This is a genomic window from Octadecabacter temperatus (genome assembly GCF_001187845.1).
In the GTDB taxonomy this organism is placed as follows: domain Bacteria; phylum Pseudomonadota; class Alphaproteobacteria; order Rhodobacterales; family Rhodobacteraceae; genus Octadecabacter; species Octadecabacter temperatus.
The window spans coordinates 1,545,282-1,569,183 of sequence record NZ_CP012160.1; the positions used below are offsets into that span (position 1 = coordinate 1,545,282).

At 54.3% G+C, this 23,902-nt stretch carries 21 protein-coding genes and 1 pseudogene; 10 read left to right on the plus strand and 12 right to left on the minus strand.

Annotation, left to right across the window (positions count from 1 at the left end; translation table 11 throughout):
• The first annotated feature begins 2 nt into the window (after positions 1-2).
• From OSB_RS07760 to OSB_RS07770, 3 genes are read left to right on the plus strand one after another with little or no spacing between them, the layout of a single operon-like run.
• Positions 3-1,034, plus strand: coding sequence for a histone deacetylase family protein (locus OSB_RS07760; RefSeq protein WP_049834451.1), 1,032 nt, complete (start codon positions 3-5; stop codon positions 1,032-1,034).
• Positions 1,031-2,713, plus strand: a complete 1,683-nt coding sequence (locus OSB_RS07765; RefSeq protein WP_049834452.1) for an amidase — start codon at positions 1,031-1,033, stop codon at positions 2,711-2,713. The genes OSB_RS07760 and OSB_RS07765 overlap by 4 nt, the downstream gene beginning before the upstream one ends.
• Entirely contained in the window at positions 2,710-3,492 is a 783-nt protein-coding gene (locus OSB_RS07770; protein ID WP_049834453.1) for a carbon-nitrogen hydrolase family protein, read from the plus strand. Before OSB_RS07765 ends, OSB_RS07770 begins: the two co-directional genes overlap by 4 nt.
• 3 nt (positions 3,493-3,495) lie before the next feature.
• Here OSB_RS07770 and OSB_RS07775 read toward each other — a convergent pair whose 3' ends face one another.
• From OSB_RS07775 to OSB_RS07820, 10 genes are all read right to left on the minus strand, one after another.
• Positions 3,496-4,827: a pyridoxal phosphate-dependent decarboxylase family protein gene (locus OSB_RS07775; RefSeq protein ID WP_082166437.1), complete on the minus strand. Its 1,332-nt coding sequence runs from the start codon at positions 4,825-4,827 to the stop codon at positions 3,496-3,498.
• A gap of 53 nt (positions 4,828-4,880) precedes the next feature.
• Positions 4,881-5,336 carry a PACE efflux transporter gene (locus OSB_RS07780; protein WP_049834454.1) on the minus strand — a complete coding sequence of 152 codons (456 nt, stop codon included), beginning with the start codon at positions 5,334-5,336 and terminating at the stop codon, positions 4,881-4,883.
• 257 nt (positions 5,337-5,593) lie between these two features.
• Positions 5,594-6,889, minus strand: a complete 1,296-nt coding sequence (locus tag OSB_RS07785; protein ID WP_049834455.1) for a glutamine synthetase family protein — start codon at positions 6,887-6,889, stop codon at positions 5,594-5,596.
• A gap of 19 nt (positions 6,890-6,908) precedes the next feature.
• The gene (locus OSB_RS07790) at positions 6,909-9,230 is read right to left on the minus strand and encodes a molybdopterin-dependent oxidoreductase (protein WP_049836095.1); all 2,322 of its coding nucleotides are present in this window, start codon (positions 9,228-9,230) and stop codon (positions 6,909-6,911) included.
• A 72-nt stretch (positions 9,231-9,302) separates the two neighbouring features.
• The gene (gene gabT / locus OSB_RS07795) at positions 9,303-10,598 is read right to left on the minus strand and encodes a 4-aminobutyrate--2-oxoglutarate transaminase (RefSeq protein WP_049834456.1); all 1,296 of its coding nucleotides are present in this window, start codon (positions 10,596-10,598) and stop codon (positions 9,303-9,305) included.
• A gap of 31 nt (positions 10,599-10,629) precedes the next feature.
• On the minus strand, positions 10,630-11,946 hold the full coding sequence (locus tag OSB_RS07800; RefSeq protein ID WP_049834457.1) for a tetratricopeptide repeat protein: 1,317 nt from the start codon (positions 11,944-11,946) through the stop codon (positions 10,630-10,632).
• Positions 11,947-11,951: 5 nt separating this feature from the next.
• Positions 11,952-13,145, minus strand: coding sequence for a 3-sulfinopropanoyl-CoA desulfinase (acdA, locus tag OSB_RS07805; protein ID WP_049834458.1), 1,194 nt, complete (start codon positions 13,143-13,145; stop codon positions 11,952-11,954).
• Between the two features lie 4 nt (positions 13,146-13,149).
• Positions 13,150-14,331, minus strand: coding sequence for a CaiB/BaiF CoA transferase family protein (locus OSB_RS07810; RefSeq protein ID WP_049834459.1), 1,182 nt, complete (start codon positions 14,329-14,331; stop codon positions 13,150-13,152).
• Complete coding sequence (locus OSB_RS07815) at positions 14,328-15,377, minus strand: 2Fe-2S iron-sulfur cluster-binding protein (protein WP_049834460.1); 1,050 nt, start codon at positions 15,375-15,377, stop codon at positions 14,328-14,330. The genes OSB_RS07810 and OSB_RS07815 overlap by 4 nt, the downstream gene beginning before the upstream one ends.
• Entirely contained in the window at positions 15,374-16,636 is a 1,263-nt protein-coding gene (locus OSB_RS07820) for a cytochrome P450 (RefSeq protein WP_049834461.1), read from the minus strand. Before OSB_RS07820 ends, OSB_RS07815 begins: the two co-directional genes overlap by 4 nt.
• Before the next feature lie 111 nt (positions 16,637-16,747).
• On the opposite strand from OSB_RS07820, the gene OSB_RS07825 reads away from it, so the two are divergent.
• The 7 genes and pseudogenes from OSB_RS07825 (at position 16,748) to OSB_RS07855 (ending at position 21,657) form a co-directional block, all read left to right on the plus strand.
• Complete coding sequence (locus tag OSB_RS07825) at positions 16,748-17,545, plus strand: alpha/beta fold hydrolase (protein ID WP_049834462.1); 798 nt, start codon at positions 16,748-16,750, stop codon at positions 17,543-17,545.
• A gap of 15 nt (positions 17,546-17,560) precedes the next feature.
• The gene (locus OSB_RS07830; protein ID WP_049834463.1) at positions 17,561-18,655 is read left to right on the plus strand and encodes a Zn-dependent alcohol dehydrogenase; all 1,095 of its coding nucleotides are present in this window, start codon (positions 17,561-17,563) and stop codon (positions 18,653-18,655) included.
• Positions 18,656-18,660: 5 nt separating this feature from the next.
• Positions 18,661-19,356 (plus strand): type 1 glutamine amidotransferase, encoded by a 696-nt coding sequence (locus tag OSB_RS07835; protein WP_049834464.1) that lies wholly within the window; start codon positions 18,661-18,663, stop codon positions 19,354-19,356.
• Between the two features lie 24 nt (positions 19,357-19,380).
• Positions 19,381-20,037, plus strand: coding sequence for a GntR family transcriptional regulator (locus OSB_RS07840; RefSeq protein ID WP_049834465.1), 657 nt, complete (start codon positions 19,381-19,383; stop codon positions 20,035-20,037).
• Positions 20,038-20,461: 424 nt separating this feature from the next.
• Positions 20,462-20,986 (plus strand): NAD(P)/FAD-dependent oxidoreductase, encoded by a 525-nt coding sequence (locus OSB_RS07845; RefSeq protein WP_327196172.1) that lies wholly within the window; start codon positions 20,462-20,464, stop codon positions 20,984-20,986.
• A gap of 19 nt (positions 20,987-21,005) precedes the next feature.
• A pseudogene (locus tag OSB_RS07850) lies at positions 21,006-21,345 on the plus strand (DUF5368 domain-containing protein).
• Positions 21,346-21,459: 114 nt separating this feature from the next.
• Positions 21,460-21,657 carry a hypothetical protein gene (locus OSB_RS07855; protein WP_049834466.1) on the plus strand — a complete coding sequence of 66 codons (198 nt, stop codon included), beginning with the start codon at positions 21,460-21,462 and terminating at the stop codon, positions 21,655-21,657.
• 4 nt (positions 21,658-21,661) lie between these two features.
• Here OSB_RS07855 and glpK read toward each other — a convergent pair whose 3' ends face one another.
• A complete protein-coding gene (glpK, locus tag OSB_RS07860) occupies positions 21,662-23,125 on the minus strand; it encodes a glycerol kinase GlpK (protein ID WP_049834467.1) in 1,464 nt (487 codons plus the stop codon).
• Positions 23,122-23,871 (minus strand): RlmE family RNA methyltransferase, encoded by a 750-nt coding sequence (locus OSB_RS07865; protein WP_049834468.1) that lies wholly within the window; start codon positions 23,869-23,871, stop codon positions 23,122-23,124. The genes glpK and OSB_RS07865 overlap by 4 nt, the downstream gene beginning before the upstream one ends.
• Positions 23,872-23,902: the final 31 nt, after the last annotated feature.

Consider the following 23,902-nt stretch of genomic DNA (forward strand, 5'->3'; position numbering starts at 1 on the left):
CAATGGAAACGATTTTCACCGAACGCCACCGGCTGCGAAATTCAAAAACCGAACTGTTCGGCGGGCAACTTGTCGAGCCGTTCGAGCGACCGTCCCGCGCGGAATACATCATCGGTCGCGTGCGTGAAGTGGACCTCGGCCCGGTTAGCGAACCTGATGATTACGGAATGGATCCTATTTTGGCCATTCACGATGCGGACTTTATTGCTTTCCTACAGGGCGCTTGGTCCGACTGGCAGTCCGCTGGCTTTGAAGGCGAGGCTATGCCAACCGTGTGGCCTGCGCGGCGCATGTCACAAAAAATACCAACAAACATCGAAGGCCGGCTAGGCTACTACGCTTTGGCCTGCGAAACCACAATTTCCGAAGGAACATGGGAAGCGGCCTACGCATCGGCGCAGGTTGCCTTGACGGGTGCGCAGCGCCTGAATGACGGAGCAAAATCTGTCTTCTCCCTGTGTCGTCCCCCTGGTCACCATGCCGCGATCGACATGTACGGCGGTTATTGTTTCGTGAACAATGCCGCTGTGGCAGCGCAACACTTGTTGGATACTGGCGCCAAACGTATCGCAATCCTCGACGTTGATTTTCACCACGGCAATGGGACGCAAGACATCTTTGATGCCCGTGATGACGTTCTCTTTATTTCTCTTCACGGCGACCCGATGGATGCCTTCCCGCATTTCCTTGGCCACGCAGACGAAACCGGCAATGGTAATGGCGACGGGTTTACAATCAACTACCCCATGCCCCCAAACACCGATTTCAAAACGTGGCGCGAAGCGTTACAAAGGGCGCTTGCGCAAATCGCCGATTATGCACCTGACAAATTGATAATCTCGCTGGGCGTCGACACGTTCGAATCCGATCCCATAAGCTTTTTCAAGCTCAAATCTGAGGATTTCACAACCTACGGCGCAGACATCGCGACCCTGAATCTGCCGACGTTGTTCGTAATGGAGGGCGGGTATGATATCGCTGAAATTAGTGTGAATACGATCAACGTTCTACAAGGTTTTGAGAGCGCATCTTGAACGTCGTCGAGGCCACGATCAGTGAACTACGAAGCGCTCTTGAGCGTGGCGAGATTACGTCCGTTGACCTCACTGCCGCCTATCTTGACCGGATCGACAAATTTGACCGTAACGGTCCTTGCCTGAATGCCGTCCCCGTTTTGAACCCCGATGCTTTTGTGGAAGCGCAAGCCAGCGATGATCGGCGCCAATGTGGTGAACTACGCGGTCCGCTTGATGGCATCCCCTACACAGCCAAGAACAGCTACAAGGTCAAAGGTCTTACCGTTGCAGCGGGATCGCCAGCATTTGCGAACCTGATCGCCACAGACGATGCTTTTGCCATTGCGCAATTGCGCGAAGCGGGCGCGATCCTCTTGGGGCTCACCAACATGCCGCCAATGGCCAATGGAGGTATGCAACTTGGCCTGTATGGGCGGGCTGAATCGCCATACAATCCAGATTACCTTACGGCGGCCTTCGCGTCAGGTTCCTCGAACGGATCAGGAACCGCAACTGCGTCCAGTTTTGCGGCTTTTGGTCTGGGTGAAGAAACATGGTCGAGCGGTCGTGCGCCCGCATCCAACAACGGGTTGTGCGCCTACACCCCCAGCCGTGGCGTGATTTCAATGCGCGGTAACTGGCCATTGGTGCCCACCATGGACGTCGTCGTGCCGCACACGCGCTCCATGGCCGATATGCTGGAAGTCCTCGACGTTTTGATTGGAGACGACCACGACCCTCGTGGCGATTTTTGGCGCAGTCAGCCTTGGATTTCCATTCCACTCGCTTCGCAAATTCGCCCCAAGTCATACACTGCGCTTGAGCTGGGAACATTGAAAGGAAAGCGGTTCGGTGTTCCTGCCATGTACATAAATGGTGACCCTAGCGCCGGCACCGGCGACAGATCGGGCATTAGCGGTCCAACAGGTCAAAAAATCGAAACCCGCGCTTCCATCATTGCACTTTGGAATGCGGCCCGTGCTACCCTCGAAAACGCGGGCGCTGAGGTCGTGATCGTTGATTTCCCCACTGTTTCAAACTATGAGGGCGACCGCACCGGCGCGCCAAACATCAGCACACGCGGCATACTCCCCAAAGGCTACCTCAACCATGAAATCACTGATCTGTCAGTCTGGGCTTGGGACGATTTCCTGAAATCCAACGGCGATCCGAACTTGTTCCGTTTGGCAGACGTCGACGGATCCAAAATCTTTCCTGCACCAGGGGATAGCTTGCCGGACCGCTACATCGGCTTTGACGACGACATCGCCGATAACCCCGACCACGCCCGCGCAAACCCGCGCGACAGCTTTCTTGATATCCCGACCCTCGCCGACGGCCTGCGCGGGCTTGAGGAAACGCGCCTCATCGACCTTGAGGACTGGATGAGCGCCCTTGGCCTCGATGCCGTGATCTTTCCCGCCGTCGCCGATGTTGGCCCCGCAGATGCCGACATCAATCCCGCCTCCGCGGATCTTGCATGGCGAAATGGGACTTGGGTTGCGAACGGTAATCTTGCGATCCGCCATCTTGGCATCCCGACCGTAACCGTTCCGATGGGCACAATGGCCGACACCCATATGCCAGTCGGTTTGACCTTCGCAGGCCGCGCCTATTCTGACAATGCATTGCTCGCGTTGGCCTGCGCATTCGAAGCAACTGGCCCTTACCGAACCCCACCCCCGAGGACATCATGAAACTAGCGATATTCCAGATGAATTCCGTTGATCGCAGCGTTGACGAAAACTTGGCGATTATCGATCAGGCCTGTGCAGAGGCCAAAGCAGGCGGCGGCGATTTGATCATTTTCCCCGAAATGGCGGTTACCGGATACAATATTGGTGCCGACCGTATCCGCCAACTGGCTCAACCCCGTGACGGCTCGATGGTCCAAGCCTTGCAGGACATCGCTAAACGCAACAGCATTGGTGTCCTTTGCGGCTTCCCTGAGCTCGACGGTTCGCGGGTCTTCAACTCCGCCGCCTTGGTTGATGCGTCCGGCTCCATCCTTTCGATATGTCGCAAGGCGCATCTATTTGGCGACGTGGACAGGGCTGCGTTCAGCGCCGGTGATACCCTTTGCCCGCTCGTGCAATTTGGCGAATGGACCGTAGGTTTGGCCATTTGCTATGACGTTGAATTCCCCGAATTGGTGCGCGCCTATGCAGTGGCAGGTGCGGACGCCCTTCTGGTCCCAACGGCCAACATGCTTCCGTATGTGGGCGTCGCAACCCGCGTCGTGCCGTCCCGCGCTGAAGAAAACGAAATCTACGTCGCCTACGCCAATCGTGTCGGCGGTGAAGGGGCATTTGAATACTGTGGATTGTCTTGTGTCACCGGGCCGGATGGAATTGATCTGGCACGTGCAGCGGGCGGCGAGGAGATGATCTTTGCTGATCTTTCTAAAGATAATCTGATACGGGTCCGTAAGTCGCTGTCCCACATCAACGACAGGCGCACGGACCTGTATTCCTGAAACTCAGTTCAGCGTCCGCAACACCTTCATCACGTGATCCGTATTGGTTTCGGGATTCACAATACACAGCCGTAGCACCTCTTCTCCGTGCCATTTGGTCGGCAGGCAAAGCAACGCACCGCTACGCCGTTGGACTTCGCACCAATCTGCTAGTTCAGACCCTTTCATGTTCGCCGCCTTGAACAAAACCACCGTCAACTGTGGCCCAAGGAGCAATTCGAGGTTCGGCGCCGCGTCAATTTCGCGAGCAAGATCACTGGCAATCTGGACCGTTTTTGCAATCGCCTGTTCATACGCTTGTGTGCCATAGGTAACCAAAGAAAACCAAAGCGGCAGGCCACGTGCACGGCGGGTTAGCTGCAACGCATAATCGGATGGGTTCCATGCTGTGTGATCCAACGTGTCCAAGTACACGCCTTGCTGACCGTGCGCCCGCGCGCCTTTGATCGGATCGCGGTAAACAAGCGCGCAACTGTCATACGGCGCGAAGAGCCATTTGTGCGGGTCGACGATGAAACTATCCGCCCGCTCAATGCCTTTGAACACTTTGCGTGTTTCAGGACAGGCAAGGGCTGCAAGTCCGTAAGCTCCATCCACATGAAGCCAAATGTCTTGCTCTTGCGCAAGGGTTGCGAGGCCTTCCAAATCGTCGACGGCTCCGCAATTTGTCGCGCCAGCATTCCCAACAATCGCAAAAACACCGTCCACCATTGCGCAGCGTGCAGCGTCCGCTGACATGCGCCCATAGGCGTCCGCCTCAACCAATACCAGTTCCGCATCCATCACCCGCGCTACAGCCGCGATGCTGCTGTGTGCCTCGCTGCTGCACAAAATCCGCCACCGATCAGGTCGATCTTTCGTCCATGCGGCGCGTGCGGCGTGAAGTGCCGACAGATTGCCAAGGGTACCGCCGGAAACGAACGCACCACCTGCGCTGCTCGGCCATCCCGCCAGCGACGCCAACCACGACAACGCCTGATTTTCAGCATGGATCGCGCCGGATCCGCCGTCCCAGTTGCCCGCGAATATCTCCGCGGCGCCGAGCGCGGCGTCAAATGCAAGAGACGCAGGTGTTGGGGCGGCGGCGACAAAAGCGAGGCTCGTGGGGTGATTAAAAGGTCGTGTTGAGGGAATAATGCTATTCGTGAAAAGCTCAAATGCGCGCATGCCGTTAATTCCACCGGGCGTAATGGCATTGCCCAATGCAGCCTCAAGAACCGCTTGGCTCTGGGCACCGTTGCGTGGATCTGGGCCGTTTACAATGCGGTCGCGGGTCCAGTTCAGGATGGCATCAAGCGCGCTTTCATCTGCCGGAAATGGTTGTGGTTGAGCCATTGTTTTTCCTTCTGACTTATTCATTGACCCACGTGATCGTTGTGACAGTACATTCAGATTTCCTCGAACTCGGACGGCATGGGCAGCGGAAAGGCCTTATCGTAACCCAATGTAAAAAAGTATGTGTAGCCGACGATGAACGTCGTTACGACAATGTCTGTTAGGAACGCATCCAATAACGTAATTTGCAGCCACCACGCGTAGAGCGGTATAGAGGAGATCAGAAGCATGAGCTCAAACCCTACTGCATGCAATATCCGTCCTACCTGCGATCTTTGACTAGATACTCTACCTGCTTTGGTATCAAAGTGATCAAATATTCTGTTGTAGGCAAGGTTTAGGATCATCGCCTTTACAGCAAGGATTATGCCAAGCACTCCAATCTCTGTAATCGGTTTGTCAAAAAAAATTGCACCGGCAGGTACCAGAATAACCATCAGCAAAAATTCGAAGCTGACAGCATATCGAAGTCGATCCTTGCCCGATCTCAATACAACCTTTGCCGACACTAGGAGCCATCCCTTCTAAGACTACTTCAAACAGATTTAAGGTTTGTCCCAACCCAGCGCAGGGTTTCCAAAAACTCTACAACCAGATGATCGAAAAGCACTTTCTTATATGGAATGGCAAGTTCAAGTTCCAAGCGACCACTTCCGTATACTCTATGGTGATTGCAGCTGGCGGAGTGGAACGTTCGCTGCGTACTTCTGCAAGGGCTTCTGCCACGTTCCCGAAAGGGACGTAGCATCGATGTTATTGACGCGCCCTACAAATTGCCAAGGTATCGGTCACGTTCAACGTCAGTCACTTGATGTTCAACGAACGCGATTTCACGGCGAGCCTGTTCAATCAAGATGTCATAACAACCATCGCCCAATACACCGCGCACAAAACCGTCCGCCTCAGCCGCATCCACAGCGTCGCGCAAGTTGAGAGGCAATGCAGGATCGTCACATTCGGAATACGCATCGCCTTCAGTAGCGGGGCCTGGCTTCATACCTTGTTCGATCCCGTCAAGACCTGCAGCGATATCGCAGGCCAACAGATAATAGGGATTGCAGTCAGCTGATGCGTCGCGTTTTTCGACCCGAACCGCTTTGTCTGCACCCTCAATAACCCGCAAAGCTACGGTACGGTTGTCGTGTCCCCAGCTCGCGTTGACTGGACAGAATGTATAGGGTTGGCGGCGACGGTATGCGTTGGGTGTTGTTGACGATACAAACGAAGTTGACCCGATACGTTTTTGCATCCCAGCAAGGAACGACATCCCCATTTCGTTGAGCTTTCCGTCCTTAGCAAAGGCGTTCTTGCCGTCCTTCCAAACCGAGTAATGGGTGTGGAACCCGCTTCCAGACTCGTCAATGAACGGTTTCGCCATGAAGGTCGCGATATAGCCGTGTTTTTGGGCGATTTCTTTAACCAACGTACGGAACAAAACCACGTTGTCCGCACTGGAAAGCGCCTCGGAGTAACGAACGTTCACTTCGGCTTGTCCCGCGGCATACTCAGGGTTTGATTGCTCAATCGGAATCCCCATCTCAATCAAGTCATCGCGGATTGGACCAAGGACGTGCTCCATCTCTGACTGACGGTTGATGCCGTAAACCTGAATTCCTTCTTGCCGTGGAAGTTTTGTTTCCGGATCAAGCAAGTAAAACTCCAACTCGGATCCAACCTGAATTTCCAATCCCATTTCTTTGGCCCGATCCAATTGCCGGATCAGCACCTGACGCGGGTCAATAGGAACAGGTTTATGATCCATTCCTTCGCTGTAACCCAGACACATAGCGACCCCCGGTTCCCAAGGGATCGGTACGGGCGTCGTGCTTGGATACAGGTGCATATCCACATAGCCATTGCCAAAGCTGCAATACGGCGTGTCCCAGATATCGCAGGTCATATCCATGGCATAGATCGCTGCAATTATCGCGCAACCGTCTTCGCAGATCGTGTCCCAGTGAGCGGCCGGAATGCGCTTCCCGCGCATCACACCGTTGATATCTCCGGTGCCAAATACGACGGTCTTAATGCCTTCGGGAAGTGGAATGATTGGTTTTGTCATGTCGATTTCCTTGTTGGGTTTATTTTGGCTCTGTCGGCACAAATTCAGGGGGTGAAAACACCGTTATGGGGGGGAGCGGTTCGTCAAAGCGGGCGACCTCGACAAGCGTTGAGTGCGCCGTGGGTCCCTGCCCTAATGTTGACGTCCCCGCATCTCGGGTTAAAACATTGGGATTGCCGTGGACACACATCGCTTGCGGATCACCAGGCGTTTCGGGATCGTACCACGCACCTGTTGACAGCTGGATCACGCCAAGCTTGATGTCGTCCGACAACTCAGCCCCAGCGAGGCAAGACCCACGGGCATTGAATAGCTTGATCACATCGCCAGCCTTTATACCGCGTGCGGCTGCGTCAGCGGTGTTCAGCGTAGCAGGTTCGCGGCCTTTGATTTTTGATGCAACGCTTGTAGCGCCGCAATCCATTTGGCTGTGCAGCCGCGTTTTGGGCTGGTTACTAATCAGATGCAGCGGATAGATTTCGGCAGCCTTGCTACCGCGCCACTCATAACTTCCCAGCCAGACTGGATGGCCGGGACAATCTGGGTCACCCCATCCCGCAATGACATCGCTGAAAATCTCGATCTTACCTGACGGAGTACTAAGGGGATGAGTCTTGGGATCCGCTCTAAAATCGGCGAGCAGAACACACGGTGTTTCTGAGATAGGCCGCGCGTGTGTGCCATCTCGTGCCAAATCTGCAAGATCAGGCAATGCAATGCCCGCCGTCTCACCGGCCTGCTGCGCGTTCTCCCAAATGTGGGAAACCCACTCATCCGCGCTGCGCCCCTCGGTAAAGGTATCCGCGAAACCTAAACGCTCTGCCAATCCAGCAAAAATGGCATAATCATCACGCGCATCGCCCTGTGGAGGAATAGCCGCGTCCATATGTGTAATGAGCGGATCCCAACGCACCATGGAAATGTCGCGCCGTTCAAAACTAGAGGTCGCAGGGAAAACAATGTCGGCGTGGCGGGCGGTGGCGGTCCACCAGACCTCGTTCACAATGATGGTTTCAGGTTGTTGGAACCCACGTACCAGTTTGCCAAGGTCCATCTGGTGGTGAAAGGGATTACCCCCAGTCCAATACACCAAGCGCAGATCCGGATAGGTGCGGTCTTGGCCGTTAAACCGATAAGGTTGGCCCGGCGAAAGCAATGCATCACTGATACGCGCAACAGGGATCGGATCCGGTATTGGGTTCTTGCCTTGTGGAAAGGCAGGAAAACGGATCGCATGCGTCGGATTTCCAACACCGTTGGCGCAGCCATACCCAACGCCAAACCCGCCGCCCGGCAATCCAATCTGCCCTAACATTGCAGCCAAAACGATAGCCATCCAGCAGGGTTGTTCCCCGTGATCTGCCCGCTGTAGGGCCCATGCGACCGTAATCATCGTCCGCCCTTGCGCCATGCGTCTTGCTAGGTCGGTGATGGTCTGAGCGGGAATGCCGCAAAGAGAAGCAGCCCAATCCGGCGTTTTTGGAACGCCGTCGACTTGCCCCAGAAGGTACGGCAGGAAGCGGTCATAACCCGTGGTGTAACGTTCAAGAAATGCCCGATCTGCCAACCCTTCTGTATGAAGGACATATGCTAACGCCAGCATTAGAGCCGTATCGCTGTTGGGGTGTGGCGCGATCCAGTCGGCTTCGCAAACATCGGGCGCATCGGTGCGGATTGGACTTATGTTGATGAAGTCTGTTCCGCTTGCCCGGATCTTACCCAACCATTCTTTAAGCGTATGACGCCCAACGCCGCCTGCATTTATGTCGGCATTTTTCAATGACATTCCGCCAAACATCACGATTAAGTCTGCATGATCCGCGACTGCGTCCCACGATGTTGCCTCGTCTAAAACCAACTTTGAAAACGGACCTACAATGTGGGGCATCAAGGCGCTCACGGCGGCATAGCTGTAGGTATCCGTAGACGCGGTATACCCGCCAAAACCATTGAGGAAGCGGTGAACTTGACTTTGGGCATGATGAAACCGCCCGGCACTTGCCCATCCATACGAGCCGCCGAAAATAGCCTCATTGCCGTACGAACCTCTGACGCGTTTCAATTCTGCTGCCGCAAGGTCGAGAGCTTCGTCCCAAGGAATTTCTACAAAAGGTTCTGCACCTCGCGCGCGCGGATCGGACCTAGTCGGATCTTTTAGAAAACTCTCGCGGACGGCTGGGCGACGGATACGTGTTTCATGGTGGATCGCATCGAGCATGTTCCCACCAAGATCGGAAGGGTCAGGATCGTCTGCAAAGGGTGTCACGGACGTAAGGCGACCGTTTTCACAGGCGACTTTATAGGTGCCCCAATGCGTGGCTGTATGTCGAGGCTCGGTCATGTTTTTCCACGCGTACTGCGGGAACATCGCTCCATTTCCGGATCATCGACTCCGCAAGTCGTAACCCTCAAATCATGCATCATACTTACCACTTGCCGCAAGGATTGACGCTTCGAGAATGGCCATCGCTTCGTCAAAATGATCTTGCGGTATGGTTAACGGCGCGAGGAAACGCACGACGTTGCCGTCAGTACCACAGGTCAACAGCAACATCCCTCGTTCCCGCGCGCCGTCCTTAACCGCGTTTGCCATCGCACCCAAAGGTGCGCCTGTCACCGGGTCGCGGAATTCAACCGCAACCATAAATCCCGGTCCTCGGACTTCAGCAATCTCTGGCACTTGCGCGCGCATGGCATTCAATCGCGCGCTCAATGCTTCGCCAAGCATCGTTGCCCTTTCACACAGTCCTTCTTTCTCAATGATATCGAGAACTGCAAGGCTCGCAGCAACAGCCAACGGGTTGCCACCGTAAGTCCCGCCAATGCTGCCCGGCCCAACGTAATCCATGATTGCGGCGCGCCCTGTGACTGCCGACAGCGGCATCCCGCCGGCAAGGCCCTTAGCCATCGCAGTAAGGTCGGCGTTTATGCCGGAATGTTCCATTGCGAACATTTTTCCCGTGCGCGCAAACCCTGTCTGTACTTCGTCGGCAATGAGCAAAATGCCGTGCGCATCACACAATTCCCGCAACCCAACTAATAAAGTGTCCGGAGCCTGATAAAAGCCACCCTCGCCTTGAACCGGTTCGATGATGATTGCCGCAATGCGCGACGGTTCAATACTCTCTTTGAACAGCGCCTTGAGCCCCGCCATCGCGGTGTCTTCGTTCGTGCCAGATAATGCCTTGGGCATTGGCACGTGGTAAACGTCTGACATCATCGCGCCGAAACCCGCCTTATAGGGGGCGACCTTGCCGGTCAGAGACATGCCCATGAACGTGCGCCCGTGAAAGCCGCCGCCAAACGCAATAACTCCGTCGCGCCCCGTAAAGGCACGTGCGAGCTTGACTGCATTTTCAACAGCTTCCGCGCCACTCGTAAAGAATGCCGACTTCATCGGCCCATCACCGGGAACGATTTCATTTAACCGCTCCGCCAGTTCAATCATGTTTTCATATGGCGCAACGTGCTGACAAGTATGCGTAAACGCCGCCAGCTGTTCAGCAACCGCTGCAACCATAGCCGGATGCCGGTGGCCACAATTCGTAACGGCTATGCCTGCAGCGAAATCGATAAATCTTTTGCCATCTACATCCCAAATTTCGGAGTTTTCAGCGCGTTGTGCAAAAACAGGGTGCATCAGACCGACGCCATTTGAAACTGCGGCCTCACGACGTGCTAGTAAGTCAGTGTTTTTCGTATCTGTCATCGCAATGGCCCTCCCAAGCCCAAATTGTAGATTAGACGGCCTTGCGGGCGAACATATCCGTTAAAGGTGAATGTGGTTTCATTAGTGTTCGTTCGGCCAACAAAGCGTTCGCCATTGTGGTGTCGCCATCGCGAATTGCGGCTTCGATCAGGGTCCAGTTGATGACGTCGCGCTGTGCGACGGACCCGCCAATCAGATGGCTTTTGTGACGTGCGTTGCCAATATGACGTTTGGCGGCGGCGTAGTCGCCTTTTCCAAACGCGTAGAACCCGCGCACCAGTGGCAGACCCGCCTGTTGGATGATTGTACCTATGTCGGTGTTGGCGGATGCGGCGTTTTCTAGAACCGCTATCTGCGCTTTGGCCTCGACCTCGCGGCCGGTGGCGGCAAACGACATCATGGCATGAAGATCGGTAAACGACATGTAAGCCTGATCTATGACATCTGCGTAATTGTCGGCAACCACGCGCCATCGATCGCCCACATCTACTCCGTCCATCTGCAAGCGCCAGAGCAACGCCGCGGAATCGTGCATGTCCATCAATTCTGATTTCGGTGTGACACTCATGTGGTCGTCATGCATCGTCAGCGCCGTGTCGAATTCACAGCGTTCCAGATAGTACAGCCCCAAATGCCAACGGTTGTGGATCGACATATAAGTATCGTTCCCCCAGTGGTTTTCGCAGGCGATCATAAAATCAACGCCCTCATCAACCTTGCCCTGCATTTCAAGACAATGGGCCAGCGCGTGAACACCCCACGTGTCTTTTGGGTTCATCCCTACACTGCGTTCGGCCATGGATTGCGCCGCGGCGTAGTGCCCGGCTTCTTCCAACCCGAATGCCTGCATTCCCAAGATATAGGAAAATTGCGGGTCGTCCTCGGACCAGTGGTTCATGACACGGGTCGGCCTGTCACGGGTAGACGATGCTTGGCCCAGCAAGAAATCTGTTTGGTGCCCCATTTGCAGCGCAACCAGATCGCGAGGGCAATCGTTCAGGATATCTGCATAAGCTTGACTGGCGTCATATAGATTACCATCAGCCCACAAACCCAAGGCATAGATATGCCCCTTTTCACGTGCGTTCGCACGATCCAGCAGAGACACCAGAATATCGTAGTGCTTGCGCAGCAATGGTTGGCGACGTTTGTCACTCGCCGTCAGGAAAATTCCGGCTAAGAAACATCGCGCCATGATGAAATCAGGCGATTTTTCCAGCAGAACCTTCGTCATGCCAACAGGGTCCGGCGCATAGCCTAACATCAACTCAGCCGCTTCACCAAAGACGTCGATGTCTGATTGATCATTGTGCGACACAGGGGCGCCAAAGCGGTCGAGTTTGTCCATCGAGATTACTCCGTCGTGAGTTTCACATAACCCGTGCGGGTCTGAGGCAACTTCATTTCAAGCACCGAACTTGCAACCTGATTGCGCAACATTTGCGCCGTGCCGCCACCAATCGTAAACATACGCGCATCCCGGTACATCCGCTCCATCGGTAGGTTGCGCGAATAGCCCATTGCACCATGAACCTGCAGTGCGCTGTCCGTTACTTTGATCGCATTTTCTGCTGCAAATATTTTCGCCTGTGCAGCTTCTTGCATGTTCGGGAATTGGCCGTCCTCGGTCGTCGCGGCCTTGTAGATCAGCGCCTGCGCCGCAGCGAGGCCAGTGGACATATCTGCCATCATCCATTGCAAGCCCTGGAATTCTGCAATCGGGCGCCCAAATTGTTCACGTTCCTTGGTGAATTCCACCGCACGTTCAAACGCGCCTTGCGCAATACCATGTGCGACAGTTGCCGCCCCCACACGCTGCGCGTTGTAGGCGTTCATGAGCGCTGCAAACCCCTTGCGGTAGCCTTGCGGTAGTTTCACCGCACGGTCGTCAGAAACAAAAAGGTCTTCAAAATGCAGATGCGTTTCAGGGATGGCACGCAGCCCCATTGCAGGTTCGCGTTCACCGACGCGAAGACCTTCGTCCTCGTCGCGGATCGCAATGAAGCCGCCAATACCGAGGAACTCACCGTTCTCAACCACGCGTGCAAAAATCAGGTGGACCTTGGAGACACCACCGCCGGTTATCCAGTGTTTCACACCGTTGATTCTGTAGCCACCTTCGACCTTTTCGGCCGTGGTCGTCATTTCTGTCGCGGCTGATCCCGCGTTTGGTTCCGTTATACAAATCGCAGGCTTGTCACCGGCCAACACGTAAGGTGCGCACAGCTCTTTTTGTTCTTTGGTTCCATAGGCCATGATTGCACCGATGCCGCCCATATTCGCCTCAACGACGATACGTGCAGTCACACCACAATTACGCGCCATTTGTTCGATCACCAGAACCACGTCCAGATAACTGGCGCCCTGCCCGCCAAATTCCTTCGGGATCGACATCCCCATAAATCCCGCTTTGGCCAACTTCTTTGTGGTTTCCCACGGGTACTGTTCGGTCCGGTCAATTTCGGCAGCCATGTCTTTAACGTAGTCGTCAGAAAGCGCCTTTGCACGTGCTTGGATATCGCGTTGACCGTCTGTCAGAAAATGCATCGTGTTAGTCCTTTTGGGTGGCCGCAAGTTCGGCCAGTATGTCATCGGTATCAGCTCCACATATCGGCGGAGCCCGCCGATATGTGGCTGGGGTTTTCGAGAATTTCACAGGGTTTCCGATCAGATCAACAGAACCAGTTGCCGCAGACGCATGGGGCATCGCGATTTTCATTTCGCGTGCCGCGACCTGATCACTTTCAAAAACATCGTCCAATCTGTTGATCGGCCCACCGGGAATTTTGTTTGCTTCCATTCCGGAAATAAGCCAATCGCGCCCCAGTCCAGCCAAGGTGTCTGACAGCGTTGCAATCAATGCATCACGGTTCACAAGGCGCGCTGCATTCGTGGCATACTGAGGGTCGTTTGCCAGTTCTTCGCGCCCGATCAACGTACAGAAGCGCCCGAATTGCGCGTCATTTCCGACGGCAACAACCGCGTGACCATCAGCCATCTGAAAGACTTGGTACGGCACAATATTAGGGTGCTGATTACCACGTCGCGTGGGAATGTTTTTGGATGTTAGGTAATTGGTGCCTTCATTGATCAACCACGCGATTTGGCAGTCGACCAATGCGATATCAATCTGCTGGCCTTCGCCAGAATTATCGCGGTGGCGAAGCGCCGCAAGGATAGCATTTGACGCATACATCCCTGTCATCACATCAGCGATGCCAACAGCCGTTTTCATAGGCTCACCCTCAGGTTCCCCCGTAAGGCTCATGATGCCGCCATACGCTTGGGCCAGCAAATCATAGCCCGGTTTTTCACGGTTCGGGCCTGTTTGTCCGAAACCCGAAATCGAACAATACACCAATTTCGGAAATGCATCTTTAAGGTCGGCGTACGACAGCCCGTATTTATCTAACCCACCGGGCTTAAAATTCTCAATCAACACATCGCATGTCGCCAACAAGTCACGCACTTTTTGCGCGCCCTCGGGTGTGGCAATATCCAGCGCGATGGATCGTTTGTTGCGGTTGGCGCAAAGATAGTACGCGCTTTCCTGCGTCGGGCCATCAACGCCCTCCACAAAGGGTGGGCCCCATGCCCTTGTTTCATCGCCCAGACCGGGGCGTTCTACCTTGATAATATCCGCACCAAAATCACCCAATAGTTGGGTGGCTGTTGGTCCAGCTAGAATGCGGCTTAGGTCCAGCACGCGCAGACCATCTAATGCTCCGGTCATACGTCCAATTCCAAATCACCGTCTGGCACACAACAGCATAACAACGCATAGCCTTCTTCGGGCTTTTCAAATGGGTCAACGGGATAACTGACCGACCCCTTTGTAACTTTGGTCATACAGGTCACGCAGGTCCCCGCACGACAGCTGTAATCAACCATAACGCCGTTCTCTTCGGCAAATTCCAACAAGTTTTCCTCTGCCGGGTCCCATTCAACTTCAACACCGGATTTGGCAAATTTAATTATAGGCCCACCCGATGGAGCGGCCTTTTCCTGCAATTGCTTCTTGGGTTTCAGCACGGTCGCGGGTCCGAAAAATTCATATGAAATCCTTTCTGGGTCAACGTCCATATCCAACAGTGTGTCATACATCGCAGCCATGAACGGACCGGGACCACATAGATAAAAATCGGCATGCGGACCGGGCACCAATCTGTCCAACAGTTCGCGTGTGATCATCCCTTCGGTATCGTAATCCCGACCTTGTTGGTCTGCATCTGTCGGCGCGCGGTACAGCGTATGGATCAACAGATTGTCGTGCCCCACCGCCAAATCACGCATTTCCTGCCCAAGAGCATGGACGTTCCCGTTTTCGCAGGCGTGGATAAAGACGGTCTCGCGCGCAGTCCCAGCTAAATCATGCGCCATAGCGACGACTGGGGTCAGACCGACCCCACCACTGAGCAAGACCACTGGCCGGTCAGAATCCCGATCAAGCGTAAAGGCACCCATTGGACCCGCGGCTGTTACCGTGTCACCTGCGTGAACTGAGTTATGGAAACGGGTCGACATGATACCATCTGCAATCCCGACCTCAGGGGCGGTTTCGTGCTTGATGGTCACCCGTATTTCATCACCGCGCATACCCGAAATCGAATATTCGCGCCGCACCGGATCACCCGTTTCCGGCTGATGTTCAAAAATCAAATACTCCCCTGGCACAAACGCGCGGGCTAACGGGGTGCGCGGCGCAAGGTAGAACGACGTGATAATGTCGGATTCCTTGACGACTTCGCAGACGTCAAAGGTAGTGAACCGATCGCTCATGCGCCGGTTCCTTGGGTCAATCTGATGTTCAAGACCTCTACGCCGTTCACAAAGTTCGTGTTGACGTATTCGGGCTCACCATCAATTTCGATCTTCAGGTCACGTGCAAGAATTTCTTCCAGTAGAACCTTCAATTCGATCCGCGCCAAACCTGCACCAAGGCAGGTGTGCACACCACCACCGCCATACCCAGCGTGGATCGGCATTTTCGGACGTGCAATGTCGAATGTTTGCGCATCATCAAACCGCGTGTCGTCAAAATTCGCGCTGGCGTACCACATCACAACGCGGTCCCCGGCGGCGATCTTAGTTCCAGACAATTCGGTGTCTTTGGTCGCTGTCCGGCGGAAGTACATTATTGGTGACGAATATCGCACGATTTCTTCTACCGCCGTATCTATCAGTTCAGGTTCGTCCTTAAGGCGGGCAAACTGTTCGGGGTACTGCGATAGCTGCAAAGCCATATGAGACATAGCCGTTCGGGTAGTTTCATTGCCTGCAAAGATTAGAAGGCGGAAAAAATTGGTATATTCCTCGTCGGTTAGCATCTCCCCGTCGATTTCCATAGTCACCAACTGGCTGATCAGATCATCCTTCGGATTCGCGCGACGTTCCTCACCAAGCTTGCGGGCATATTCACGCAGACCATGTGCGGCAGGACTGTTGAATGGCAAAAGCCGCAGCGGGGTCGTGTTACCGTAAGCGTTCGGATCAAGTGGCTCAGCAGATGTGCCCGCAACGAGGTAATCTGTCATCTCAATCATCAAATCACGGTCTTCTTCCGGAACACCAAGCATGTCGCAAATGATCCCGATGGGTATAGGCTTGGCAACTTTGCTGACCCAATCACCACCGCCTTGCGACATCATATCGTCAAGCAAAGCTGAGGCGCGCTCACGCACAATGTCGGTGTAGGTACGGATGACTTTGGGGATAAACCCCGGATTGACCAGACGGCGTAAACGGGTGTGATCGGGCGGGTCCATGTCAATCATCGACGCACGCGCGCTTAGCGCGTCGTCATCGATATTATACATCTGGATGTGACCGGTTGCAGACGAAAAAGTTTCCGGATCGCGGCTTACCGCAAGTACATCATCAAACCGGCCAACAGACCAAAACCCCTCGTCGGGCCCTTCACTGGGAAGGGGGTTCCACGCCAGACCGTCCATCGCACGCAAGTCCTTAAAGACGTCTTGCGGTATACCATGATCGAAATGACCTTGATCGGATAGATCTGCTGCGAGTTGCGGTTTCATTTATGTCTCTCCTGTCGTGGCGGCTAACTGTCGATTTACAGCAGTTGCGGTATCATCATGCTCACTGTATTCATGAATACACAAGTATGTTTTTTCCCAAGGAGCTTGATGATGCCAACGGACACCGCCGCACAAATCGCTTGGCAAGAGGCTGGAAGCACCTCAAATCCAACCTTAATATTTTTGCATGCCATGGCTGGGTCCGCGACGGCGTGGGCGCCGCAAATGGATGCATTTTCCAGTAATTTCCGCTGTATCGCTTGGGATATGCCCGGCTTTGGGGACTCCGCTGACGCCCCCGATGGTGCCGACATGGATTGGACTGTCGCGACATTGCACCGCTTTGTTACACAGACGCTTGGCCTTAAATCCGCGCACATTGTCGGACTTTCAGTCGGCGGCATGATCTTGCAGCATCTTGCGGCAGCCTATCCCGATCTGGTTGACAGCGCGGCGATTCTCGACAGCTCGCCTAAATTTGGCTACGGCGGCGACTCCGATCCTGACGCATTCGCCGATCCTATTCTTGCGGGCTTTGACAGCGGCACCACTGCTGCGCAATTTTCAGACGGCATGATCCGCGCTATCGTCGGTCCCAATTGTTCCGAAGACGTTAAGCTGGCGACGATCAAATCCATGTCGCGTGCGCGTATTAACGGTCTGGCCCTAACGACCCGCCTGATCGCGCATCATGATGCGGTAGACAAACTGGGCGATATCACCTGCCCCACACTTGCCATGGCAGGCGCAGATGATGCGGAAACTCCCCCTGCCTATGCCTATGCCATCGCGCAGATGATCACCGGCGCAAGCGCGACGATAATCCCGAATTCTGGTCATATCGTAAACCTCGAAAACCCTACGCCCGTCACCGCACGACTGCGGTTTTTCCTAGAACACGGTCTTTAAGTAAAGGAACCCGACATGAAAGCCGCAGTTTTACACGAGTATGGCGCCGACCTAGTTATCGAAGACATTACGCTGGGGAATCCGGGTCATAATGAAGTCCGAGTTGAAGTCCACGCAACCGGCCTATGCCACACTGACCTGCATTTTATGCGCGGTCATTTACCTATAACTGCCCCCGCCGTTCTTGGGCACGAGACGGCTGGCATCGTACGTGCAGTTGGCAAAGGCGTTACATATTTGAAGCCGGGTGATCATGTTATCGGTTGCCTGTCGGCGTTTTGTGGATGCTGCGAAATGTGTCTGTCCGGCCGCCCATCGATCTGTGAAGGCGGAGATACACTTCACCGTAACGACGACGAACCGCCACGCATCAGCATGGCCGGACAGCCCGTGTCACAATTCATGAACTTGTCAGGTTTTGCCGAAGAGATCCTTGTTCACGAGCACGCGTTGACCAAAGTCGACAGCGCGATGCCGTTGGACCGCGCGGCCCTGATCGGATGCGGCGTAATGACGGGATGGGGTGCCGTGACGCGCACCGCTCAAATCCGGGCAGGCGAAACTGTCGCAGTGTTTGGCTGCGGTGCGGTTGGCCTATCGACAATTCAGGCTGCGCGCCTTGCCGGAGCCACTGTGATCGTTGCGGTCGATCTGAACGCGGATCGTTTGGCGATGGCGATAACCCTTGGCGCGACCCATACGGTGAACCCCAAAGACACCGATGCTGTTGAAGCCATCCGCGCGGCTACCGATGGTAAAGGCGTTGAGGCCGCGTTTGACGCGGTCGGAAATCCCGCAATCGTCAAGCAATGCTTCCTCAGTACGCGCAAGGGCGGCACCACGGTTATGATCGGCTTGATGGGGCTAGAAGAAGACATCGCCCTGCCCTTCGGCCATTTCATCGCGGAACGCAAAGTCATGGGCTGCGACATGGGGTCAAACCAGTTTCGCACAGACATGCCCCGTCTTGCGCGGCTTTATATGGACGGGCGCCTGAACCTCGACGACATGCTTACGGCGCGCCTCCCCCTGTCGCAAATCAACAAAGGTTTTGGGGATCTGGACCGCGGCATCGGCATCCGGACTATCATCGACTTTGGACTGGAGTGAATAACATGAAAATCGGTATCTTACGGACAGGGCAAACCTTACCCGAAATCAACGCAAACCACGGTGAGATGGATGACCTGTTCGTCAACCTGTTGGCCGATGATGATTTTACGTTTCAAAGTTATGCAGTCCTTAACGATGATTTTCCCGGCACTGTTACAGATTGCGACGCATGGCTTATAACCGGATCTGCGTCCTCCGCTTACGAAAATCTGCCATGGATCGCCCGCCTCGAAGATTTCATTCGCACCGCCAAAGACGCACATGTACCGATGGTCGGAATTTGTTTCGGGCATCAAATAATGGCGCAAGCCCTTGGTGGAAAAGTCGAAAAATCCGACAAGGGCTGGGGTCTTGGCCCGCATGACTACACCTTTGATGGCATAGACACTCCCGTCACAATCAACGCTTGGCACCAAGATCAGGTCACCGCCCTGCCCGATGGCGCACAAACCGTTGGCCGCTCGACATTCTGCGAACATGCAGCGATTTCTTACGGCAAAGTCGGATATTCCGTGCAGGCACACCCTGAGTTCAACAATGATTTCATCTCTGAATTGATAGAACTTCGCCGCGCCAGTGTCCCTGCAGACCTTGTCAACGCCGCAAATTCGAAGCTGACGCAAACGTCCCCGTCCCCTGACGTCGTCACACAAATCAAATCCTTCTTAAAACATCAAACCCTTGATATAGAGCCCTGAACGCTCTTGATCGAAAGCACCCCAATGCAAAGCTTACAAAAAGTATCGGCCATCCGCCCACGTCTCGCTGATCTGGTGTACGATCAGATTGTCGGCGGTTTGCAATCGGGGGCGATTGATCCAAACGTGCGTCTTCATCAGGTCAAGCTGGCAGAAATGTTGGACGTCAGCAGAACCCCCGTGCGAGAGGCTTTGTTGCGTTTAGAACAAGAAGGTGTGCTGCGATCATCGGTAAACGGCGGCTTTGAAATCCGTCGCGTTTCGAAGTCCGAGGTCCGCGACATTTACCAAGCGCGGCAGGCCGTCGAAGGGTTCTGTGCCGGCCTTCTTGCCAGCTTGGACGACAAAGAAATGGTCGAAACCTTGCGAGAAACTATTGCACAGGAAGAAGGCAAAAAGCCGGACACGAATTCTGCCTATTTTGACGCCAACCGCACCATTCACCGCGCATTTGTCGCGACTTCAGGCAACGCATTTTTGCTCGAAAGTTTTGATGCAATCTGGAATCGATCGATCGCGATCCGGAGTTTTGAGAAACTGGACGCCCCTGGGCTAGAAGCGTCCCTATCTGGGCATTTGGATTTGTTGAACGATATTCGCTCGGGTGGATTTGAACATGCACAACGCGCCATGCACGATCACATTATCGATGGATGCGCACTTCAACTTGCTGCTTTGTGATGACGTAACATAAGCGCGCTTATGCGGAATTTCTTTGTTTTTGATGAAGATACATGAACTCAATTGAATGTCCGCATTGTCTATGTATGCGGCTAGCATTTGCAAATACAGCGAAGGTCTGGTTTCCGCTCAAAAGGTGCTCCAAAAAGCCCCTTCGGTTCGAACTTTGACATCTACCCCGGCCCCGGCTCATCCCCTCGGGAGTCGCTGACAATGTCTTCTGCGATTTGCTTCGCCTCCGGATCGATATCGTTCCATTTCAGGAAAGCCCAGACTTTACTGAAATTTTAGTCCAGCCTGAAGATCCGCGTGAAGAGGTTGCTTTAGATGAAGGCGAGACGTTTGGCGAGTTTTACGACCTGTGTCCGGAGATCGGGTGGCGTGTTGAACGCCCCCCTGAGATGACTTTCGATACCAATCGACTGTGGACGACCCGACTTCTAAGGCGACCTTTGAAGACAAGGACGGCTTTGCGGTGGATATGGACTACGACTATATTCACGTCATCCCTCCCCAACGTGCCCCAAAGGTTATCCGCGAGTCTGGTTTGTCATGGGCCGACAAGTGGACAGACCAAGGCTGGGTTGAATGCGATAAATTCACCCTGCAACACCTGCGCTACAACACGATCTGGGCACTTGGTGATGTAGCTGGCGTTCCAAAGGGTAAAACCGCGGCTTCGGTTAAATGGCAGGTGCCTGTGGTTGAGGACGGCATCGTCAGCGCCATCCAAGGCAATGATCCGACCGAAACCTACAACGGCTACACATCCTGCCCTATGATTACTCGGATCGGCCGCGCTATGTTGGTTGAATTCGACTACAACAACGACCTCACGCCTTCTTTCCCCGGCATCATCGCCCCGTTGGAAGAACTGTGGATCTCATGGCTGATGAAAGATGTCGCCTTGAAAGCCACCTATAACGCCATGTTGCGCGGTCGCGCTTAAGGAGCCTGCTATGAAAGATATGACATTCTCAACGCTGCTCGCGGTTTTTGAAGAAATCTTCGGACGCGGGTTGTTCTGGGCCATGGTTGTTGTCGTGGTTATGGTAACGTTGGCCTACTTCTTTGTCCTGATCCGCGACCGTGCGGTGAGTTGGCACAAGTTCCTTTGGGCGCAGCTATCGATGCCCGTTGGCGTGGTGTTAGCGGTTTGGTTCCTGCTTGCGATGACCCATTCGAAGTTGCGGGACATGGGGGGCGATAGACCTGATCGTTCTTCTTATGGTCTCTGTTGGCGGTTCCATCGGAATGGCGATCCTTGTTTATACGGGGCAATCTTTAACGAGTGGGCGCAATGAATAGCGCCACAACCACGTCCTAAATGACCGTCTGCGCGCCGCAATCACGTTGAATTTCGGTCACGAACGATGTGCACAATCGCCCCCAATGGGAAGTATTGGTAACGGAATAGAAACAATGCATTTTACAAGCAACACAGCGACCATCGTGTCCGAGGTCCGCACTTTTGTCATGGATGAACGCAAAAACTGCGTATCGGATCGCGAATGGAAGTTCCGCCTACGCGGATACGGGTATGACGTGCGTGACACGAACCACGGCACGGTATTAGCGACCCTGCCCCATGGCGTAGAAGTCTGCACGCTGGACGCCTAAGACCTTAAGTCTTTGTGCGACCAATCGCGTCTTTCCAGCCTGCGAAACGGCGGTCTTTCTCAGTGGCCGCCATTTCAGGTGCAAACGGACGTTCGAGCGCCCAAGTCGCCGCGAATTCATCTTGCGTCGGGTAGACCCCTGCCCGCATACCAGCAAGCCACGCAGCACCTAGTGCAGTTGTTTCCAGAACCTTCGGGCGATCAACAGGCGCGCCGATGATGTCGGCCAAGAACTGCATCGCCCAATCAGACGCAGACATGCCGCCGTCGACGCGCAAGGTGCCTTTTGCAGCGCCAGACCAATCCGCATGCATAGCTTCCAACAAATCGCGCGTTTGAAAGCCGACGCTTTCCAAAGCCGCGCGTGCAAACTCAGCTGGTCCAGCATTTCGCGTAAGCCCAAAAATCGCACCGCGTGCTTCAGCGTCCCAATATGGTGCCCCTAGGCCCGTGAAAGCTGGCACCAAATACAATTCAACGGATGGATCGGCCTTTTCAGCCATGGCATGCGTATCTTTCGCATCCTCAATAATCCCGAGCCCATCACGCAGCCACTGCACGACTGCACCCGCAATGAAAATCGACCCCTCAAGCGCGTAGGTCGTCTTGCCGTCTAGCTGATAGGCGATCGTGCCAAGCAAACGGTTCTTACTCTTTACGAGCTCATCGCCCGTATTCAGCAATGCAAAGCAGCCTGTACCATAAGTGGATTTCAACATCCCCGGCTCAAAACAGGCCTGTCCAATGGTTGCCGCCTGCTGGTCGCCCGCAACGCCCAAGATCGGCAGTTCTGGGCCAAACATATCAGTCGTTCCGAAGTCCGCAGCGCAATCTAGCACCTCTGGCAGTATGGACATTGGTATGTTGAACCGCTTGCAGATCGTTTCGTCCCAAACGCCATCGCGAATGTTGTAAAGCATGGTGCGCGCTGCGTTTGTGGCGTCTGTGACATGGCGTTTGCCGCCGGTCATGCGCCAAATCAGAAAGCTGTCGACGGTCCCGAATACAAGCTTGCCCGCATCTGCCATTTCTTGCGCACCTTCAACAGTTTGCAAGATGTATCTCACCTTAGTTGCGCTGAAATACGGATCGGCAAGAAGGCCTGTTCGTTGGGTGATTTCCGCTTCGAATCCTTCGTCTTTTAGCTCATCACAAAACGCAGCCGTACGGCGGTCTTGCCAAACGATTGCGTTGTGAATGGGTTCGCCAGTCTCACGGTTCCAAACGATCGTGGTCTCGCGTTGGTTGGTTATCCCAATGGCGGCAATATCATCCGATTTGGCGACGACATCGTTGCAAACCGACACAACGCTGTCCCAAATCTCTTCTACATCATGCTCAACCCAACCGGATTGAGGGTAAATCTGCGTGAACTCTTGTTGGGCGACATGGGCAATAGCCATTTTTTCATCAAACAAAATCGCACGACTCGATGTCGTGCCTTGGTCGATCGAAAGGATATGGGTCATACGTTGTCGTCTCCCTGTTCGCCCCCGCGAAAACCGGTGGCGACAACAAATTTTTCCGAACTGTCAGACCGCGACGCTGGCGGCTTAACATATTGAACTTTCTTGAAATTCTTCTTCAGCATACGTTGTAGATCCGCTTCAGCGCCGCCTGCAAGAACTTTGGCTACAAACGTACCGCCTTCTTCAAGAACGTCAAAAGCGAAATACGCGGCCGCTTCACACAACGCCATAATGCGGTTGTGGTCCGTCTGTTTGTGACCTGATGCAGAAGCCGCCATATCAGACATCACTACGTCCGCCTTACCACCCAGCCAGTCCTTAACTTTTAGGTCGGCGTCGTCTTCCATGAAGTCGAGGACGTATAATTCAGATCCAGCGATCGGTTCCATCTCTTGCAAATCAACGCCAAGGATCGTGCCCGTTGGCTTGCCCTTGCGTTCGCCCAAAGCATTTATGCGCGGCACCGCAACTTGTACCCAACCACCCGGTGCAGCACCTAGGTCAACGATGCGCTTTCCTGGCGTCAAAAAGTTAAACTTCTCATTCAACTCAAGAATCTTATAGGCAGCTCGCCCACGATACCCGTCCGCTTTCGCGCGCGTTACATAGGGATCGTTCAACTGCCGTTGCAGCCACAACGTGGACGACATTTTGCGGCCGCGCGCGGACTTCACCTTAACGGTCAAGTCACGTTGGCCGCGGCCACTGTCATTTTTTCCGGAACGGGATGTGGGTTTCTTTGCCATCCCCTCCAGTACCGTGCGCCCTAGCGGTAGT

What these genes read in the sequence shown, in the direction of transcription:
- OSB_RS07810 (WP_049834459.1), bottom strand. Translation starts at nt 14,331, where the DNA reads ATGACCGGAGCATTAGATGGTCTGCGCGTGCTGGACCTAAGCCGCATT.
- OSB_RS07785 (WP_049834455.1), bottom strand. Translation starts at nt 6,889, where the DNA reads ATGACAAAACCAATCATTCCACTTCCCGAAGGCATTAAGACCGTCGTA.
- OSB_RS07775 (WP_082166437.1), bottom strand. Translation starts at nt 4,827, where the DNA reads ATGGCTCAACCACAACCATTTCCGGCAGATGAAAGCGCGCTTGATGCC.
- OSB_RS07770 (WP_049834453.1), top strand. Translation starts at nt 2,710, where the DNA reads ATGAAACTAGCGATATTCCAGATGAATTCCGTTGATCGCAGCGTTGAC.
- gabT (WP_049834456.1), bottom strand. Translation starts at nt 10,598, where the DNA reads ATGACAGATACGAAAAACACTGACTTACTAGCACGTCGTGAGGCCGCA.
- OSB_RS07820 (WP_049834461.1), bottom strand. Translation starts at nt 16,636, where the DNA reads ATGAAACCGCAACTCGCAGCAGATCTATCCGATCAAGGTCATTTCGAT.
- OSB_RS07855 (WP_049834466.1), top strand. Translation starts at nt 21,460, where the DNA reads ATGCATTTTACAAGCAACACAGCGACCATCGTGTCCGAGGTCCGCACT.
- OSB_RS07825 (WP_049834462.1), top strand. Translation starts at nt 16,748, where the DNA reads ATGCCAACGGACACCGCCGCACAAATCGCTTGGCAAGAGGCTGGAAGC.
- OSB_RS07840 (WP_049834465.1), top strand. Translation starts at nt 19,381, where the DNA reads ATGCAAAGCTTACAAAAAGTATCGGCCATCCGCCCACGTCTCGCTGAT.
- OSB_RS07790 (WP_049836095.1), bottom strand. Translation starts at nt 9,230, where the DNA reads ATGACCGAGCCTCGACATACAGCCACGCATTGGGGCACCTATAAAGTC.
- OSB_RS07815 (WP_049834460.1), bottom strand. Translation starts at nt 15,377, where the DNA reads ATGAGCGATCGGTTCACTACCTTTGACGTCTGCGAAGTCGTCAAGGAA.
- OSB_RS07865 (WP_049834468.1), bottom strand. Translation starts at nt 23,871, where the DNA reads ATGGCAAAGAAACCCACATCCCGTTCCGGAAAAAATGACAGTGGCCGC.
- glpK (WP_049834467.1), bottom strand. Translation starts at nt 23,125, where the DNA reads ATGACCCATATCCTTTCGATCGACCAAGGCACGACATCGAGTCGTGCG.
- OSB_RS07760 (WP_049834451.1), top strand. Translation starts at nt 3, where the DNA reads ATGGAAACGATTTTCACCGAACGCCACCGGCTGCGAAATTCAAAAACC.
- acdA (WP_049834458.1), bottom strand. Translation starts at nt 13,145, where the DNA reads ATGCATTTTCTGACAGACGGTCAACGCGATATCCAAGCACGTGCAAAG.
- OSB_RS07835 (WP_049834464.1), top strand. Translation starts at nt 18,661, where the DNA reads ATGAAAATCGGTATCTTACGGACAGGGCAAACCTTACCCGAAATCAAC.
- OSB_RS07830 (WP_049834463.1), top strand. Translation starts at nt 17,561, where the DNA reads ATGAAAGCCGCAGTTTTACACGAGTATGGCGCCGACCTAGTTATCGAA.
- OSB_RS07800 (WP_049834457.1), bottom strand. Translation starts at nt 11,946, where the DNA reads ATGGACAAACTCGACCGCTTTGGCGCCCCTGTGTCGCACAATGATCAA.